This window comes from Pantoea sp. PvP021, from assembly GCF_054056055.1.
The window spans coordinates 109,035-127,398 of record NZ_JBSRXX010000008.1 but is presented as its reverse complement, the minus strand read 5'-3'; the positions used below and the strand labels follow the sequence as shown (position 1 = coordinate 127,398).

Genomic DNA, 18,364 nt, shown 5'->3' with positions numbered 1-18,364 from the left:
CGGCTGTTATTGCAAAGTAATTCTTAGCGCTGCCGCCGTGGCAAACGGGGAGAGCGTGGCGCTGCCCAGCAGCATCGCGCCGAGAATCGCCAGATAGCCATTAATCGGCAACCCCTGACTGGCCGCCTCCATCGCCGCACTGGCGAAGATCAAGACCGGAATAGCCAGCGGCAGCACCAGCAGGCTAAGCAATACGCCACCGCGCCGTAAACCCACCGTGAGACCTACACCAATGGCACCGAGAAAACTCAGGGTTGGCGTGCCGAGCAGCAGCGTCAGGGCCATCGCCCGCCAGCCATTAAAATCCAGTGACAGCAGCAGCGCGGCCAGCGGCGACAGGATAATCAGCGGCACACCTGTGACCAGCCAGTGCGCCACTACTTTACCGATAACCGTTACCGGGAGCGGCGTCGGCAGCAGTACCAGTTGCTCCAGCGAACCGTCGCTGAAGTCATCGCGAAACAGCCGCTCCAGCGCCAGCAGCGACGCCAGCAGCGCGGCAACCCAGGCTACGCCCGGTGCAATGCGCGCCAGCTGTTGCGGGTCAGGTCCGATGCCCAGCGGAAACAGGGTAATAACAATCAGGAAAAACCAGAGCGGATTGACCACATCAGCCCCGCCGCGAAAAGCGATGCGTAATTCACGCTGGATGAGGCGAAACAGCATCAGCCTGCCTCCCCGTCGCCGAGGCGAATTTTGCGCACCCGCGCAGCATCCGCGGGCAAATCCTGATGGGTTGTCAGGATCACTGCGCCACCGTTATCGGCATGCCGGGCGAATTTCGCCATTAATTTTTTAACACCCGCTTTGTCGATGGCGGTCAGCGGCTCGTCGAGAATCCATATGCGGGCCTGGCTGAGCCACAGACGCGCCAGCGCTACCCGCCGCTGCTGGCCCGCCGATAACCGGCTAACCGGCACCTCTTCGTCGCCCGTGAGATCGACGCTTTCCAGCGCAGCAAAGATCTGCGCATCACTGCAATCAGGATGGTAGAAACGCAGATTTTCCAGCGGTGTAAGCACGCCTTTGACACCGGGATGATGGCCCAGATAGAGCATCGCCTGATGCCAGGCTTCGCGCTGCCGCAGGATTGGCCGCTGCTGCCAGCGTATTTCACCCTGTTCAGGACGGCTCAGGCCAGCCAGCAGCCGCAAGAGTGAGGTCTTACCGGCACCATTTGGGCCTTCAATCTGCACAATGTCGCCTGCAGAGACGCGAAATGAGAGCTGCCGGAACAGCGCACGTTCGTCGTATGCACAAGTGAGCGTAATGATTTCCAACATCGAGGGGGGAATCGCACCAGCCAAAAGTGGCCGGGATATTACCACAATGTTGCTGTGGGCCGAAGTGTGAGCCACCGCTCAGTTTCGATGCCATGGGTTTATTCGTGCGGTATCGCCCGCAGTCTGAATAAAAATGCAGTTCCGAAAAACGTTGTTACGCTTATTCGCATCGATCGTTACATTATCGGCAAATAAAAAACGGCTACGCTTATTACGCGACAGCACTATCACCAGGAGAAAATATGAAGCCTTCATCAGGTAATGAACAGGGTCCTAACGACGTCGAGAGTGAAGAGAAGGATAAGGGCACTGACATCGAAGTCGATGAGGAAGCTTTACCCTCCCGCGCCGCCGCCATCCATGAAGAGATCCGCCAGGATGGGGAGAAGGAGCTGGAGCGCGATGGTATGGCGCTGCTCTGGTCAGCCATTGCGGCGGGCTTATCCATGGGCGCCTCGCTGATGGCGAAGGGGATATTTCAGGTGCATCTGGATGGCGTACCAGGGGCATTCCTGCTTGAAAACCTGGGTTATACCTTTGGTTTTGTTATCGTCATCATGGCGCGTCAGCAGCTGTTTACCGAAAATACCGTTACGGCAGTCCTGCCGGTGATGCACAAACCGACCTGGAGTAATGGCGCCCTGCTATTACGTTTATGGGGCATCGTCTTGCTGGGTAACCTGATCGGGACGGCTCTGGGTGCGCTGGCGTTTAATGAGATGCCGATATTTGACGAAGCTACCCGTCAGGCGTTTACCAACATCAGTATGAAGGTGATGGAAAATACGCCCGGCGAGATGTTTGCCAATGCAGTGATCTCCGGCTGGATTATCGCCACCATGGTCTGGATGTTCCCCTCGGCGGGGGGTGCCAAACTGCTGGTGATTGTGATGATGACCTGGCTGGTTGCGCTGGGTGATCTGGCGCATATCGTGGTGGGATCGGTGGAAGTGCTCTATCTGGTCTTTAATGGCAGCATCAGCTGGTATGAATTCTTCTGGCCGTTTGCCCTGCCGACGCTGCTCGGCAACATTACCGGCGGCACGCTGATTTTTGCCCTGATCAGCCACGCGCAGATCCGCAACGACATGAGTGAAGCGGCCGTGGCTAAAGCGAAGGCTGAGAAGAAGAAGCAGGAGAAACGTCGCCAGCGCGAAGAGCAGGAAAAGGCTGAGTAAATCCAGGGCAGGCAGAGCAGATTGAACCGCTCTGTCTGCCTTTCTGGTCTGTTTGCTGAAGGCGATTTGCCAGGCGGGCGACTGAAAAACGTTTACTGGAAGTGTCTGCTGCAAAGAGGGAGTGAAGATTTTAGAGTCGGGGTGCCGCTTCAGTCTGGATGACATCCCGGACTTCAGTACAGCTGTTTCCGCTTTCTGCACGTAACGTTAGCGCGCGCAGAAAACCGGGATTGCTGGCGGAATGAGCAAACGGACGGCGATGTAGTGAATCTCCTGGCCTGTTTGCGCTATACTGCGCGCCGCTGTCCTCTTAGTTAAATGGATATAACGAGCCCCTCCTAAGGGCTAGTTGCAGGTTCGATTCCTGCAGGGGACACCAGACCTGCCCTGTACTTAAACCCGCCCTATCAATTAAAACTCTTAATAATCAATATCAAGCCATTACTGACGGCTATCCCCCTTTGCCCTTTTTCTTCTCAGAATCAATAATCATTTGCCGGCCCTGGCTATGTTCTTTAGGCAAATCCATCAACACCAGTGAATGAGTTGTGATTATGACCTGCCAGGTCTGGGTTATTAGCTGGATACCTGTGCTTTAAATATCTTTTTTATTTTAATGAATCCTGATTTATTTCTGCATAACGGGCAATCAGTTGCTTCAGATGCATCTCCAGCTGAGCTCTGACAGCCGCAGGCAAAGGTTCGCCTGCTGGATTTTGTGACAATACCCTTAGCTGCTCTTCAGCCGGTATGGATTGATTAAAGGACTGCATAGCGGAAAAAACGACTGACTTCAGCTCACTGACCGTCAGGTATTTTCCTTTCTGCACATCCATTTCGTTCAGCCTGTCACTCAGTTTTTGTAGTGTCGCCATTCCCTGAGACCAGCCATTCAGCTGTTCTGTTGGCAATGCGGCAGCATTAAGTTGTTGCTGCCACTGCTGGATTAGTGGCTTAGCCTGCTCCGGCCAAAGTACCCGGACCTGTTCCAGCAACTGTCGACTGTATTCAATATTCCAGTCAGGAGGCAATTTACCCAGCCGGGCAAGCTGCTGCTGTGTTTGTGTTATTAAAACCTGTAGTAACGGAGCTTGCTGACGCCACATATCCAGCTGTTCAGACGTAAGAGGTGCAGGCAATGGAGCCAGTGAGGCTGCAAGCTGAGTCTGCAACGGGACTGGCCGATTAAGAAACTGCCAGCTCCATAGTGTGACTGTGCTTACCACCAGCATGGTACACATCCCGGCAGCGAAGAATTTCCATTTTTTTACCTGATTGGGTATTGCCGCCAATGCTTCTGCATTCGCCTGGTGTTCCGGCAGCGCCGCATAAACCCACTTCACTACGCTTGCTGACGTATCTTCAGGCGGACTACCAGCAAGGTCCTTCGTGGATGCTGCGGCACTATTCATCGCGGTGGCAGGCAACCTGATACCTGGCTGAATGTCCGGCCTGGTGCTGGTTATGCCATCGCTGTTTTCCAGCCTGGCAGCACTGTTGTGCATCAAGGTACGTAACGTATCGAGTTGGCTCAGATGCTTAAGCTCCAGGCCCTGCAGCACCTCACCCAGAGCGGTAAGCTGTTGCTCCGCCCGATACAGCTGGCTGAGGTCGCTGTGATTTAGCGGGAGCGAGCGAATCAGTTGCTGTAAACGCTGACTCAGACTGCTGAGGATTTTCATGCGGGCATGGACAGGCTGCGGCCAGAGTGCGCCCCACTGATGGCTTATCAGTGCCTCGAGTATCGCCAGCCCTTCATTGAGCCCAAATAAACCAGCCAGTTGCGTACGGGCAAGCGTATACCAGGACAGCGTCTGTAGCTCCACACCATTTTGTTCAAACAGTGAGAGACAGCGTTTTTCGGCATAACGCCAGTTCACATCCGGGCGAGCCGGATGTGTCAGCTTACTCAGTTCATCACGCAGGGCGGCATAATCCGGTAGCGTGCGCGGGTCACCACCGGTTTTGATTTTATGTGGGGGGATGTGATCCATGACCAGTTGTCCATTTTGACGCGTACGGAAAAATTGAGGATTAACGCTTATGCGGGCATATTCAGAGGAACGGGTACTGCAATACCAGCAGTTATGGCAGAAGCGCCAGAATCAGACTAAAAAAGGTGCTTTCATCAAAACTCTGTCCGGGACGGGATAATGCTCCCGGCGGAGTAAAGGACCAGTCACTGAAATGACCTGCCCGCATGAAAAGGCGCCCCACAGACGTCACACTGCCTTCTGCATGAAGGGTCACTTCCACGCATCCTGTCACGCCCTGACCGTACAAAAATACCGGTGTAAATTTTACAGAGCGGTCGTCGTAACGCAGGTTGATAGCGGCAATCTCAAAAGTCCTGTCCTCCACCAGCAGGTCCGTAACAGAGACGGTAAATGTTTCCACATTCAATCCGGTACCCACCAGCCACGCATCCATCTGTTCCTGAAGCTGCACCATTCGCAGGCGAAACTCTGCAATATCGGCCTGAGTCTTGCTGGTAGATAAGATCGGGGCTGGCTCTCTGGCCTGTAGTTTTTCGAGGAACTGTGATTTTACTGACATGGTATTAACTGGCCTTACAGACGGGTTGCTGTGTCAAGATACTGCTGTTGCTTCAGGTGTCGCAGGAGAACCCGCCCTTCTGGCATAAACTCGGTGCCATAGCGTACGAGGCCAATGCCGTTAAGTTCCGCATCAATAGCGTAGCGCAACTCACCGGGGATGTTCTGTTCCAGCAGGACAACGGCTATTTTTCTCAGGCGTGGCTCATATCTGAGCAGAACAGCCGACAGAGCACCCATCAGTTCATGAGCAGTCCCCGGCATGCCCTGCAGGATTTTGGTCATATCCGGCAGGCCATAGTCCGGCAGATGCGCCAGCGTGCCCGCACGGCAGTTAAGGATCCGTTGCATGTTATCCAGCACCGACAGGATGACCTGATTCTCTTCACTAACCTGCTGAAGGTCGAGATCACCGACAAAATTACCGTAAAGCATCTCGCATAAAGAAGGGCTATTTCTCGGCATCGTCAGTGGTTCTCACCTGTAGCGCCCACAAACACACTACCGTCGTCATCACGAACCATCAGACTCCAGCTTGCGGATGTAAATCTATCCGGACTGAAACTGCCGCTCGTGTAAACCTTCGCCTCTGGCATGCTGTCTCCTTCACGAACATAAACAAACTGCTGATGTCCGCCAGCAAGCGTGGCCCATTGTCCGGAATGAGGGCATTTATCCCCCGTCCTGCACTGGATACGTTGGGCATAATCAAGAAAACGTCTCGCTCGCCTCAATGCAGGCCTGTAGATATCAGGCACGATTTGGATACGCTTATCATTTGGATTGTTTTCCATACTGTTCTTCATTCTTATTGCAGCATCATGGACATCGTCCAGCCACCCCCAATTTTTGTGCAACACATCAAGTTCATTCTGGTAGTGTCTTGAAGTTTCTTTTGCTTGTGGTGAAATCCCCAATAACCCGGCAGAAGCATCGGCGGAGGCTAAAATATCGCCACGTTGTTTTTCATACTTCATGCATTCACAGCGGTATTGATAGTATTGTCGCCCAAGCCACTCAATATAGCTGTCCAGATGACGGTTCTGCGCTCCGATACTGACGGCGTTAAAAGGCACCGCTTGCTGATACAGCTTTGTCCATTGAGCGACAGACTTGTTCTTAACCTTGTCCTGCATGATGAAATAGGCAGCAACATCAGTATCAGTCTGATCTAGTGTTTGTAAATCTGGAAATGGAACACCAGCCATCGTTGCGGCCCGGTACATCCGGTGAAGGGCTACCCGGCAAAGTTCTGCACTCGGTTTTTGTTCATTTGGCTTCAGACCTCCCCCTACGTCCTCTGCACAGCCGGGTAACAACTCTTCCTTATGTTTATTATTACTTCCACCAAGGCAATAAACACTACGCCAGGGTCGGTTTTCATGGGCTGCGACCAGATGCAGTGCATTTTTAACCGTATCCGGCAATGCCGATTCCTGATCAACAGACTTATCGCCCATCAGCACGCTAATGCCTTTTATTGGCCCCCCGAAAGCAGAAATAAACCAGTCCACGCCATTATTATTACTGGCAGGGGTATGACGAGCACAGTCAAACAGGCCTGTAAAAACAATCTCTACGGGGATCCCCTGGTAAGTATGTTTATCACCCTGCTTCTGACAAATAGCATCAAGCAGCGTATCAATAAATTTGCGTGCGAGAGTTGCACCGACATCGTATCCAAAGAGTGAAATCGAGATTAGTTTGATCGGCACAGGGCTATTAGTTTTGGCTCGTTCAAAAAAACGCTTAAAACGTAATTTAGCCGAATTTATTCGCGTATCGACACCGGTAACTAACATATCTGCAATTACGGGATTATCACGCAACCAGGGGGTTGCCTCAATACCTGATTTCTTTGCGGCGTTTTTAACTACATCACCCGCCAGCGATTTCCACTCTGAAGGGCTTATCAGTTTTTTTCTTGAGTCCTTTAAAACCTCCCACCAGTTACCACTTTTCAAATAATCCAGGCCAGCATCTTTCGCCATTTCTTTTGGCTGATCTTTCAAATCATCCAGTGCAGAACCTTGTGCACTGTCCATAATGGTATGCAGTTTCTCAGTGAGATCTTCTTTAAATGGCGTACCAAGACCAGAAAAGTAAAATGCGTCATAGCTTTCATTAGCTGTATTTTGTTGGATACTAGGGAAAGCACGGAACAGCCGAGATATATTACTAAGCCTCTGTTCAGGAGCATCCTGATCAATATTACGGTGAATACCATCAAAGAAAAACCCGACATGCCAGATCCGAGAGCAATTTCCCAAGCCAGCATTATCGACCTGCTGAGCACGACTAGCGGCAGCAATAATAGTTTCGATATTCATCAATTTTGCCCCCGCGTTGCAGTCTTATCCTGAGTATCAAAACGTTTTTCATAAGGCGACCAGGCATTATCACTCCAGCCCAGTAACACCTTATCCCCGGGCAAAAAGTGAACATGCAAATCATTCTCTCCCCACTTTCGTTCTGGCATTGGCATTTCAACACGGCGAGTTTCTTTGCGAAGTCCCGCATCGTACTGCGCCCGCGTAGTGCTTAATGTCCATATAACTTCCGCCGTTTTCCCACTGATGTTGCCACAGCAGGTTGTCTTACCTGCACCTTTGGCATATGGATTATTTTTGTCATATGCTGAAGAATTACCGCCCGCCACTCCGTTGACACTGAATCCCAGAATGGGTCTGTCAATTTCACTGTGAATAATTAACGTCACACCCCCGGTCGGCGGTCCCCAGACTGCGGCCCAGATTAGCCAGCCACCGTATGCCAGAACCACTGCCAATAAACTGCCCCAGATCCATTTTTTACAGCGGGCATAGCCACGATTAATGGCGTTATCAATGTTGTCGTAAGTCTTAAAAAATCCCATTTGTTATTTCCCTGATTGAAGCAAACACCATTAACTGTTTAGATTTTCAGTACTGTGTATCCGCAAGGTTAACCAGCACATCTGCCAGCGATAGCGTTCCATTCAGCACCTTTGGTAATGCAGCCTTCAGTGCATCTGATTCCAGCTCCTGCCGCCCGCCATTAAGGTAATACAACACGTACAATTTCTGATCCGCTGGGGATAACGAACCCAACTCTTTACTTTTATTCAACACTTTGATCACCATCAGTCGCTGCGCGCATGGTGGAAATACTTTGCTAGTCGGCATCTTCTGCCATTCTTTCAGAATACTGGTCACTTCCGGCTTATCCGTAATCTGCTGCCAGGTCGCTTTATCAAGCCTGATAATATGATTAGTGGGCTTATCTACTTCCGGGGGATTTATGGCAAGCGTTTGCCACTGCGTTTCGCCAGGAAGCCACCATTGTGTGATGCCGTTGAACAGAAAGGCATGCCAGTCGTTCTCGGCACACTGCGCCAGCACACCGATAACGTGGCTCGCATAGAAGCGCGTCAGCGCCGTAGAACCATCAGGTTGCACAATAGTGCATCCACGTGATAGCTGCACTGCCAGCATTGATGAATAACGCGTTGAAACGAGGACTGCGGCACATCCCGGCAAAGACGTCAGATAATCAGGTAACTGCTCTGCATTATCAATTTCCAGCAACCAGGGGCCGTAGTTCTGAAATTCTGTCAATTGAGGATGGATATACAGAGAATGCAGCCTGTGAGCAGGCTGCACTTTAAACGCCAGAAAATCGGCCTCCGGCTGCGCACCCGCTTCAAACAGAAGGCAGATATTCTCGTCTGGACTGCAGGATAACGCTGTAATGAGTTCTGTACAGTCCATTGTTATGCTCCCTGCACTATCGCATCATTGGCCTGAATAGCTTTAAGCAGACAAGGAATACAAATTTTATTTTCGATTGGCGGGTACAAGACTGGCATTTCTATCCTCTGCGAAGCACCACCTTCCGTGTCCAGTCGGCTGGCCTTGCGGGTGTACGTTCCCGCCGTTTCGTATTTGATTTGTCCCTGCTCAATGAGGATGGAACTCCCGCCTCCGACCAGACGTATTCGCTTTTTACCGGCCAGCAGCATCTCCGTTGCGGAGATAAGCGTGAGCTTGTGCTCCGCGCTCAAATGCATCGCCCCATTCTGCGCCTGAAACTGTACCTGCCCCTGTGCCGAAATCAGTCTCAGCTTGCCGTGTTGGGCAAACATTCCCACGCTGTCGCCTGCCAGTCCGGTGATATGCCCTTCAGCACCCATGCTGATGTCACCACCGGCATTCAGGGCGACATTCTTCGTGGCCGCCAGTTGCAGATGCTCAGCACTGGTAAAAGCGATCCCCTTGGGTGCGGAGAAATGGATCATCTCATTGAGGGTTTTCAGCCGTGTGGCGAACATCGCCTGCTGGCTGGCAATGTCAGCTTCCAGGGCTTTCGCCTGGCGGGTGGCGCTGGCAAGCCCCTCGATTTGTGCGCGGACAGCCTCAATCTCCCGGAGTGCCACGTCCATATCCAGCACATCGCCTTCGCCGTGCACTTTGCCATCGGCTATGACCAGCTCAGCGGTGGTGTCATCCCCGGCGTTGCGGTAAAGAGCCAGGTAGCGGTAGTGCTCGCCGGTGGTGGCCGCACCGTTTCTGACGCTGACCTTTGCATCCATCGGTGTGCTGGCGGTGCGGTAGTTATAATCGCGCGTGGTGACGCTGCCGGTCACCGTGTGGTGCCACACCCGCGCATCCCACACGGCTTCAATTACGCCGTCATACAGCGCCGACAGCTCCCAGTATCAGTGTGTCTCATCAGGGCTGACGACAAAAACGCTGCCGTCGTCATCGCGATCCAACAGACTCCAGTTTGCCTGGGTAAACGTCGCCGGACCGAAACCGCCCTTAAAGACCTCCGCTTCCGGCATTTTTTGCCCCGCACGCGCATAAGTAAATTGCTGATGCCCCCCTGCCAGCGTGGCCCACTGTCCGGAATGTGGGCATTGCTCACCGGTACGACACTGGATACGTTTTCCCTGGGCTTCATTCAGAAAATACGCTGACTCATCCGGGATAATGCCATCACAATAACGGGTATCCTCCCAGACCAGACGCCATTGAACCTCACGATATCCCCAGCCGTCAGCCCGTAACATGTCTTCATAAACCTGCAAAGGCGCATTCATTCCACGTATGAAATAATTAAACGCTCCCAAAGTTTTAAATCCGCTGATAGCTGTCGGGAACACCAAAAACTTATGATTATGGGTGAGTTTTACCGGTTCCCAGATGCCATCACAGGGTACAGGCTCTCCTGTTTTGATAATGATTTCTGTTCCGTCTGGTACCGAAGGTAAATTTTTTGGGAAAACAGGGTATGGATAGACAGCAAAGGTGGAACTGTAATTTTTGGAATCCAGTAAATACCCTGCATCAAAGGTATTACAGACATTGTTATATGGCGGATAAAGTAAATTATCCCCCCAGTATTCAGCCGCCAGCCGGAGTTTGTTTAAGGATTCAATAAAATCAGGGTAGTGTTCAAACTGCATTCCACGTTCATGGCAAGGCCCGTACAGGAATGAGCCAACAAGATCAACAGGCCGAGCCAACTGATGAAATGCTCCCGTTTTGCGCTGCCAGACCTGACGGTTACCTGTTGCCAGTTCTGCCAGCCCCTCATCGAACAATCGCAATGCATCATAGATATAGATGATCCCTTTCGGATGAAATCCCCTGGTTTTTTCTTCCGGCCAGGTTTTTAGCGCCTCCTCGTATTTGTCTGCGAACAGCGCCCAGACATTCCGTTTACGCTGCCAGAGGGTGTAGCTGCTGAGGCGCTGTATCAGCCAAAAAAGGCGACGGCGAACATGCTCGTCGGTCATTGGAAAATTAGTCATTACTTACTGTCCTCTTCGCTGGTCTGGCGGTCAACGCGGACGGCATTCACCATACTACGCTGCGTCACTTTGCTTCTGAGTTCATCATCATGCAGCTTACGCGTGCTGGTCGCATAGGGGGGAGTAATCTCTTCAGGCTTACTGTACCCATACTTTCCGCTGACCTCTTTCCACTCGGAGGGATAAAATTCAGCCTTCACACCCTGGATATCGATCGTCATCGCCCGGCCACTGACTTTGACCTGATTACCATAGTTGTTCACCATTCTTTTAAACCGTTCATCCAGCTCAATAATGACCTGCTCCCCACCACCTTTCAGATATTGATCAGGTATATCTTTCCCAAACTGCTCCGCTATTTTCCCATGCCACGCACTCGCTCCCGGCATACGTGTGCCAAAATCTTCAGGGAGATGGAGGACAACCAGAAAACCGTTACCATTCCACTCATCCAGCACCGCAGACAGCTCTCGCCATTCTTCTGCTGAACCCGGTGTTTTTTGATACCCCCAGAATCCACCAGCGGCATAGGATTCACCCGCAACAGTGCTCTCGTTTCCGAAAGCACGGAATATCGTTTTTCCCGCCATTTCCCTGGCGCTTTTGGCGGTAATCTCACCGCTAAATGACGCAATGCTGGGGAACACCAGTTTGTCTCCAAATGCCGGGCTTATTTTTGCCCCACCTCGAAATAAGTCGGGATACCCCTTTTTCTCGTACTTTTGTCGCAGCGTTCGTTCAAAATCTTTCTCAGCATGAATACTCGGAAACCGCGTCCCCTGCTTTGGCCCATCCCGCAGCTCTCGCTCTATCAGATACGCTTCCGCTTCACGGCGCACATCAGCTCTGCCGGAACCTGTCGCTACAGTATGAATTTCACCTCTGTAGACCATCGCCTGAAGTACTTTCAGTTTTGTATTAAGTTCCTGCAACGCCGAAGGGATCATCCGCCTCCCCATATCCCGCAGGCTGGCAAAGCCTTCTGCCAGCGAGCGAAGCTGCCCGTGCCATTTTTCTGGCAGTGCGCGACCCAACGCTGAGCTCAGGATTTTGTTGATAACAGTAATCAGCGAGTTACAGAACACACCAAGCTTATCCAGCAGTACGGCCTGATGGGACTGGACATCCAGCGCTTTCAGCCACTTTGGTGCATTACCCTCTCCGATACGGTTTAAAAACTGCACCACCTCTTTCAGGGTTTCCGCATCTTTGGCTGCATCAGCAGTGACTTTAAGCGCCAGGCGCCCCACTCCTTTGATGACACCACCAATCACCGGGATCAGTGCAAACAGTAAAATAACAAGGAACACCCACTCAGTGGTGCTTTCCCGCTTTTTTGGATCCTGTGCAAGTCCTATCGACACGGCCAGCAAATCACGCACGGCAGTGACATCTCCCACCAGGGGGATCATTCCGATGGCGGCATCGGTAATTATCTGCCCGATGGTCTGCTTTTCATTGAACGCCCCCGACAGGGTGCCCCAAATCCACTGGCTGGTTTCAAGACTGGTCTGCTTAAACCAGGCAGTACCACTAATATCACTCATGCTTCACTTCCTGTATGGCGGGTAATCAGGTCGTCGGCCTGAGTGTCACTCATCACCTGAGCCTGGTAGCGGGAGTTTTCCTCAGTCGCCTTACGGACAAAATTGCGGCTGTCCGGCCCCATCTCAACAGTCATCGGGCCGTCCGGTACATCGTCAAGATGCAGGTAGCCCGCCCCATCGAGGTTACCGCTACGCACTGAGCCATCCGCTAGCGTCGCCGTGAACGGCGCACCGACAACCGGCATATCATCGTGGTAAAGGTACTGCATCAGGGCCTCATTACGGTCTTTCAGCGGGTCAGCCAGCCACGGCACATCCGGGGTCTTTGACGCTCCACCTTCACTATCCAGTCGGCTGGCCTTGCGGGTGTAAGTCCCCGCCGTCTCGTATTTAATTTGTCCCTGCTCAATGAGGATGGAACTCCCACCGCCGACAAGTCGTATTCGCTTCTTTCCGGCCAGCAGCATTTCTTTGGCTGAAATAAGGGTCAGCTTCTGCTCGGCGCTCAGGTGCATCACGCCGTGCTGCGCCTGAAACTGTACCGGACCTTGTGCCGAAATCAGTCTCAGCTTGCCGTGTTGGGCAAACATTCCCACGCTGTCGCCTGCCAGTCCGGTGATATGCCCTTCAGCCCCCATGCTGATGTCACCACCGGCATTCAGGGCGATATTCTTCGCTGCCGCCAGGTGCAGATGCTCTGCGCTGGTAAAAGCCATCCTCTCAGGGGCCGAGAAGTGGATCATCTCATTGAGGGTTTTCAGCCGTGTGGCGAACATCGTCTGCTGACTGGCAATGTCAGCTTCCAGGGCTTTTGCCTGCCGGGTGGCGCTGGCAAGCCCCTCGATTTGTGCGCGGACAGCCTCAATCTCCCGGAGTGCCACGTCCATATCCAGCACATCGCCTTCGCCGTGCACTTTGCCATCGGCTGTGACCAGCAGCCCTTTTGCCACACGGATAACCCCGAACTCATCGGTGCGCAGTTCGAACCCGGTTCCCCGTGGTTCGTTCTCCGTGTCGACGATGTGTCCCTGGTTCAGTTTGGCCTGGCGTATCCACAGGTAGTTATAGCCCTGTTCGGCGTCTTCGCGGCTGAAGTCCAGCTTCACCCGGTAGCGGCCCGTTTCGTCGAGATGGGCATACGGCGCATTCTTTTCGTCGCTCTCGACGCGGGCCGTAAGTGTCCCGGCAATCACCGGACGCGGCGTCGTTTTCGGGCGGAAGCAGTACTGTTCACTGTAAGGCATGCCCCATACCGAAACATGCAGACGGGTGTCCCGGGCCGCGCGGAAGGTGATGAGCGTAATGACCATTCCCTCTTTCAGCTCCGGCACATCACTGTCGCCGGTCTCCAGCACCATGCCCGGCGTCAGGTGGCTGGCGTTACTGAACAGGTGCAGGCGAATGGCATTATTGAGGGCGTGCTCATGCTGAATGCGGGCGTAAAAGGCGCCGCTTTCGGTTTCCGGCTCAGAGATGGTGTCATCCCCTGCTTCACGGTACGGGGCCGCGTAGTGATAATGTTCACCGGTGGTGGCCGCCTCATTTCTGACGCTGACCTGTGCATCCATCGGCGTACTGGCCGGGCATTAGCGGTTATGAATATGGGCGGATTACAGCTGTACCTGATGTTCGAGATAGTTTTGTTGTTTCATATGGCGAATTAAAACGCGTCCCTCGAGCATAAACTCAGTGCCATAGGGGGATTTTGATTCGTGGGGCACTTCCTTCATATTACGATTAAGCTCTATCCACTCAACATTAATATTGATTTAGCCATATCATTAATTATAAAGAGTCAAACTGTTCAAGACAATTCAAATACAACGATAACACGGTGGCAATACAATTAGTTATCTTTACTGCGCTGCTTAATAAAATCAATACATTCCTTTATTCATCGCGATACGCGAAACCATCGCAATTACGATAATCAAGTTTTTTTCAACTGCAATCGAATTTATTTCAATGGATGAATTTAAGAAAAAACTCACCCCATAACTTCCTATAGGCATAACACAAGTTCTCTTTCAATCAGAAAGCTAACATATGCTTCTAATTGCTCAACGCTTTCAACGCTAATCATGATCCTTTAGCTTTCCATAATTGAATAGCAGTTATAATCTGCCGAGGCCACTACGCATGCGAAGCATTATTTTCTTCATATCCCACACACCATCTGTACCCTGGCAATGACGGGATATCAAGTAATCGGCGTTATAGAATAAATAAAGGTGAAACACCCAAGAGTCACTATTTAGCAAGAGTCACTGACGGTTACAGGTTAAACATCAGGTTTTTCCAGTGAACGAATCACCAGGAAATCCTGAGAGATGCCAACATCATTTCCCGTTGCTTGTCTGTTATGAATAAACCAGGCATACATATCTGAGGGCGCATTATCTTCGGGGAAAGGCTGAGGCTGACCAAGATAAGCAGCATGGGCATAATCAAGAAAACGTCTCGCTCGCCTCAATGCAGGCCTGTAGATATCAGGCACGATTTGGATACGCTTATCATTTGGATTGTTTTCCATACTGTTCTTCATTCTTATTGCAGCATCATGGACATCGTCCAGCCACCCCCAATTTTTGTGCAACACATCGAGTTCATTCTGGTAGTGCCTTGAAGTTTCTTTTGCCTGTGGTGAAATCCCCAATAACCCGGCAGAAGCGCCGGCGGAGGCTAAAATATCGCCACGTTGTTTTTCATACTTCATGCATTCACAGCGGTATTGATAATATTGTCGCCCAAGCCACTCAATATAGCTGTCCAGATGACGGTTCTGCGCTCCGATACTGACGGCGTTAAAAGGCACCGCTTGCTGATACAGCTTTGTCCATTGAGCGACAGACTTGTTCTTAACCTTGTCCTGCATGATGAAATAGGCAGCAACATCAGTATCAGTCTGATCTAGTGTTTGTAAATCTGGAAATGGAACACCAGCCATCGTCGCGGTCCGGTACATCCGGTGAAGGGCCACCCGACAAAGTTCTGCACTCGGTTTTTGTTCATTTGGCTTCAGGCCTCCCCCTACATCCTCCGCGCAGCCGGGTAACAGCTCTTCCTTGTGCTTATTATTACTTCCCCCAAGACAATAGACGCTCCGCCATGGCCGGTTTTCATGGGCTGCGACCAGATGCAGTGCATTTTTAACCGTATCCGGCAATGCCGATTCCTGATCAACAGACTTATCGCCCATCAGCACGCTAATGCCTTTTATTGGCCCCCCGAAAGCAGAAATAAACCAGTCCACGCCATTATTATTACTGGCAGGTGTATGACGGGCACAATCAAACAGGCCTGTAAAAACAATCTCTACGGGGATCCCCTGATAACTATATTTATCTCCCTGTTTCTGGCAAATATCATCAAGCAGCGTATCAATAAATTTACGTGCAAGCGTTGCTCCGACATCATATCCAAAAAGCGAAATGGAGATCAGTTTTACAGGTACCGAGCTATTGGTTTTGGCTCGTTCAAAAAACCGCTCAAAACGTAATTTTGCCGAACTTATTCGTGTATCGACACCGGTAACTAGCATATCTGCAATCACGGGATTATCACGCAACCAGGGGGTTGCCTCAATACCAGATTTTTTTGCGGCATTTTTAGCTACATCGCCCACCAGCGTTTTCCACTCCGAAGGGCTTATCAGTTTTTTTCCGGAATCCTTTAGAACCTCCCACCAGTTACCACTTTTCAAATAATCCAGGCCGGCATCTTTAGCTATTTCTTTTGGCTGGTCTTTCAAATCATCCAGTACAGAGCTTTGCGCACTATCCATTATGGTATGCAACTTCTCAGTGAGTTCTTCCTGAAATGGTGTGCCAAGTCCTGATAAATAAAATTTATCATAGCTTACATCAACCGTGTTTTCTTGAGGGCTAGGGTATGCTCTGAATAATCTGGCTACGTTAGTAAGGCGCTGCTCCGACGCATCCTGTTGAATATTTCGATGGATACCATCAAAAAAGAAACCGACATGCCATGTCCGCGAGCAATTTTCCAATCCGACATCATCTGCCTGCTGGGCACGACTGGCAGCAGCAATAATACTTTCGATATCCATCAATTTTGCTCCTCCTTTGCAGTTTGACCTTGAGTATCAGGACGTTTTTCATAAGGCGACCAGGCATTATCGCTCCAGCCCAGTAGCACTTTATCTCCAGGCAAAAAGTGGACATGTAGATCATTCTCTCCCCACTTTCTTTCTGGCATTGGCATAACTATCCGACGAGTTTCTTTACGAAGGCCCGCATTGTACTGAGCACGTGTGGTGCTTAATGTCCATATTACTTCCGCCGTTTTCCCGCTGATGCTGCCGCAACAAGTAGCCGCTCCTCCGCCACCTGAATAAGGATTTTTTTTATATGCAGACGCATTGGGTCCCGCCACTCCGTTAACACTAAACCCCAAAATAGGCCTGTCAATTTCACTGTGAATGATCAATGTTACTGGACCCGTCGGCGGCCCCCAGACGGATGCCCAGATTAGCCAGCCACCGTATGCCAGAACCACCGCCAATAAACTGCCACAGATCCATTTACCCCAGCGGGCATAACCGCGATTCACGGCATTATTAACGTTGTCGTAAGACTTAAAAAATCCCATTTTTATTTCCCCAGCTCACCAGCTATTTAATATTTTCTGGCCGCTTTTCATAGGGAGACCAGGCATTATCACTCCAGCCCAGTAACACCTTATCCCCGGGCAAAAAGTGAACATGCAAATCATTCTCTCCCCACTTTCGTTCAGGTAAAGGCATTACAATACGGCGAGTTTCTTTGCGAAGTCCCGCATCGTACTGCACCCGCGTGGTGCTTAATGTCCATATTACTTCCGCTGTTTTCCCACTGATGCTGCCACAACATGTTGCTTTTCCACCACCGTGAGCAAACGCATTTGGCCCCGCCACACCATTCACACTGAATCCCAGAATTGGCCTGTCAATTTCACTGTGAATGATCAATGTTACTGGACCCGTCGGCGGCCCCCAGACTGCGGCCCAGATTAGCCAGCCACCGTATGCCAGAACCACTGCCAATAAACTGCCCCAGATCCATTTTTTACAGCGGGCATAGCCACGATTAACGGCGTTATCAATGTTGTCGTAAGTCTTAAAAAATCCCATTTATTATTTCTCTGATTGAAGCACACACCATTAACCGTTCAGATTTTCAGTACTGTATATCCGCAAGGTTAACCAACACCTCTGCCAGCGACTGTGTTCCATTCAGCACCTTTGGTAATGCAACCTTCAGTGCATCTGATTCCAGCTCCTGCCGCCCGCCATTAAGGTAATACAACACGTACAATTTCTGATCCGCAGGGGATAACGAACCCAACTCTTTACTTTTATTCAACACTTTGATCACCATCAGTCGCTGCGCGCATGGTGGAAATACTTTGCTAGTCGGCATCTTCTGCCATTCTTTCAGAATACTGGTCACTTCCGGCTTATCCGTAATCTGCTGCCAGGTCGCTTTATCAAGCCTGATAATATGATTAGTGGGCTTATCTACTTCAGAGGGCTTTATGGAAAGTGCCTGCCACTGCGTTTCTCCAGGTAACCACCACCGTGTGATGCCATTGAACAGAAAGGTATGCCAGTCACAGTCGGCACGCTGCGCCAGCGTTTCCATGACATGACTGGCATAGAAGCGCGTCAACTCTGTAGACCCATCTGGTTGAACAATGGTGCAGCCGCGGGATAGCTGCACTGCCAGCATTGATGGATAACACGTTGAAACAATGACTGCGGCGCATCCCTGCAAAGACGCCAGGTAGTCAGGTAGCCGCTCTGCATTATCAATTTCCAGCAACCAGGGACCGTAGTTCTGAAACTCTGTCAATTGAGGATGGATATACAGAGAATGCAGCCTGAGAGCATGCTGCACTTTAAATGCCAGAAAATCGGCCTCCGGCTGCGCACCCGCTTCAAACAGAAGGCAGATATTCTCGTCTGGACTGCAGGATAACGCTGTAATGAGTTCTGTACTGTCCATTG

The 18,364-nt window shown here is 51.1% G+C and carries 16 protein-coding genes, 1 tRNA gene and 1 pseudogene; 2 read left to right on the top strand and 16 right to left on the bottom strand.

Annotation, left to right across the window (positions count from 1 at the left end; translation table 11 throughout):
• Positions 1-6 precede the first annotated feature (6 nt).
• Both ccmB and ccmA read right to left on the bottom strand, forming a co-directional pair.
• Positions 7-666, bottom strand: a complete 660-nt coding sequence (gene ccmB, locus ACVKSX_RS18725; RefSeq protein ID WP_010671428.1) for a heme exporter protein CcmB — start codon at positions 664-666, stop codon at positions 7-9.
• Positions 666-1,283, bottom strand: a complete 618-nt coding sequence (gene ccmA, locus ACVKSX_RS18720) for a cytochrome c biogenesis heme-transporting ATPase CcmA (RefSeq protein WP_022625094.1) — start codon at positions 1,281-1,283, stop codon at positions 666-668. The genes ccmB and ccmA overlap by 1 nt, the downstream gene beginning before the upstream one ends.
• A 242-nt stretch (positions 1,284-1,525) precedes the next feature.
• Here ccmA and ACVKSX_RS18715 point away from each other — a divergent pair, with 242 nt between their 5' ends.
• Complete coding sequence (locus ACVKSX_RS18715) at positions 1,526-2,461, top strand: formate/nitrite transporter family protein (protein ID WP_010671426.1); 936 nt, start codon at positions 1,526-1,528, stop codon at positions 2,459-2,461.
• 304 nt (positions 2,462-2,765) lie between these two features.
• A tRNA-Arg gene (locus ACVKSX_RS18710) sits at positions 2,766-2,840 on the top strand.
• 229 nt (positions 2,841-3,069) lie between these two features.
• Here the strand turns inward: ACVKSX_RS18710 and ACVKSX_RS18705 are convergent.
• The 14 genes and pseudogenes from ACVKSX_RS18705 to ACVKSX_RS18640 all read right to left on the bottom strand — a co-directional run bounded on the left by ACVKSX_RS18705 (position 3,070) and on the right by ACVKSX_RS18640 (position 18,362).
• The gene (locus ACVKSX_RS18705) at positions 3,070-4,455 is read right to left on the bottom strand and encodes a VasL domain-containing protein (RefSeq protein WP_354438129.1); all 1,386 of its coding nucleotides are present in this window, start codon (positions 4,453-4,455) and stop codon (positions 3,070-3,072) included.
• 91 nt (positions 4,456-4,546) lie between these two features.
• Positions 4,547-5,017 carry a hypothetical protein gene (locus ACVKSX_RS18700; RefSeq protein ID WP_263056435.1) on the bottom strand — a complete coding sequence of 157 codons (471 nt, stop codon included), beginning with the start codon at positions 5,015-5,017 and terminating at the stop codon, positions 4,547-4,549.
• Positions 5,018-5,031: 14 nt separating this feature from the next.
• On the bottom strand, positions 5,032-5,481 hold the full coding sequence (gene tssE / locus ACVKSX_RS18695; protein ID WP_031292733.1) for a type VI secretion system baseplate subunit TssE: 450 nt from the start codon (positions 5,479-5,481) through the stop codon (positions 5,032-5,034).
• 2 nt (positions 5,482-5,483) lie between these two features.
• A complete protein-coding gene (locus tag ACVKSX_RS18690) occupies positions 5,484-7,346 on the bottom strand; it encodes a DUF2235 domain-containing protein (protein ID WP_354438127.1) in 1,863 nt (620 codons plus the stop codon).
• Positions 7,346-7,891 (bottom strand): DUF3304 domain-containing protein, encoded by a 546-nt coding sequence (locus tag ACVKSX_RS18685; RefSeq protein ID WP_346449958.1) that lies wholly within the window; start codon positions 7,889-7,891, stop codon positions 7,346-7,348. The genes ACVKSX_RS18690 and ACVKSX_RS18685 overlap by 1 nt, the downstream gene beginning before the upstream one ends.
• Positions 7,892-7,937: 46 nt before the next feature.
• A complete protein-coding gene (locus ACVKSX_RS18680) occupies positions 7,938-8,765 on the bottom strand; it encodes a DUF4123 domain-containing protein (protein ID WP_354438126.1) in 828 nt (275 codons plus the stop codon).
• Positions 8,766-8,767: 2 nt separating this feature from the next.
• A complete protein-coding gene (locus ACVKSX_RS18675) occupies positions 8,768-9,655 on the bottom strand; it encodes a DUF2345 domain-containing protein (RefSeq protein WP_354438125.1) in 888 nt (295 codons plus the stop codon).
• 57 nt (positions 9,656-9,712) lie between these two features.
• Entirely contained in the window at positions 9,713-10,810 is a 1,098-nt protein-coding gene (locus ACVKSX_RS18670) for an Imm72 family immunity protein (RefSeq protein WP_346449955.1), read from the bottom strand.
• The gene (locus ACVKSX_RS18665) at positions 10,810-12,357 is read right to left on the bottom strand and encodes a hypothetical protein (protein ID WP_354438123.1); all 1,548 of its coding nucleotides are present in this window, start codon (positions 12,355-12,357) and stop codon (positions 10,810-10,812) included. The genes ACVKSX_RS18670 and ACVKSX_RS18665 overlap by 1 nt, the downstream gene beginning before the upstream one ends.
• A pseudogene (locus tag ACVKSX_RS18660) lies at positions 12,354-13,937 on the bottom strand (DUF2345 domain-containing protein); the annotation flags it as partial. The pseudogene ACVKSX_RS18660 and the gene ACVKSX_RS18665, both read right to left, overlap by 4 nt.
• 701 nt (positions 13,938-14,638) lie before the next feature.
• Positions 14,639-16,426: a DUF2235 domain-containing protein gene (locus tag ACVKSX_RS18655; protein ID WP_354438121.1), complete on the bottom strand. Its 1,788-nt coding sequence runs from the start codon at positions 16,424-16,426 to the stop codon at positions 14,639-14,641.
• Complete coding sequence (locus ACVKSX_RS18650; RefSeq protein WP_071785059.1) at positions 16,426-16,968, bottom strand: DUF3304 domain-containing protein; 543 nt, start codon at positions 16,966-16,968, stop codon at positions 16,426-16,428. Before ACVKSX_RS18650 ends, ACVKSX_RS18655 begins: the two co-directional genes overlap by 1 nt.
• A gap of 22 nt (positions 16,969-16,990) precedes the next feature.
• On the bottom strand, positions 16,991-17,488 hold the full coding sequence (locus tag ACVKSX_RS18645) for a DUF3304 domain-containing protein (RefSeq protein ID WP_022625118.1): 498 nt from the start codon (positions 17,486-17,488) through the stop codon (positions 16,991-16,993).
• A 46-nt stretch (positions 17,489-17,534) separates the two neighbouring features.
• Complete coding sequence (locus ACVKSX_RS18640) at positions 17,535-18,362, bottom strand: DUF4123 domain-containing protein (protein WP_354438119.1); 828 nt, start codon at positions 18,360-18,362, stop codon at positions 17,535-17,537.
• Positions 18,363-18,364: the final 2 nt, after the last annotated feature.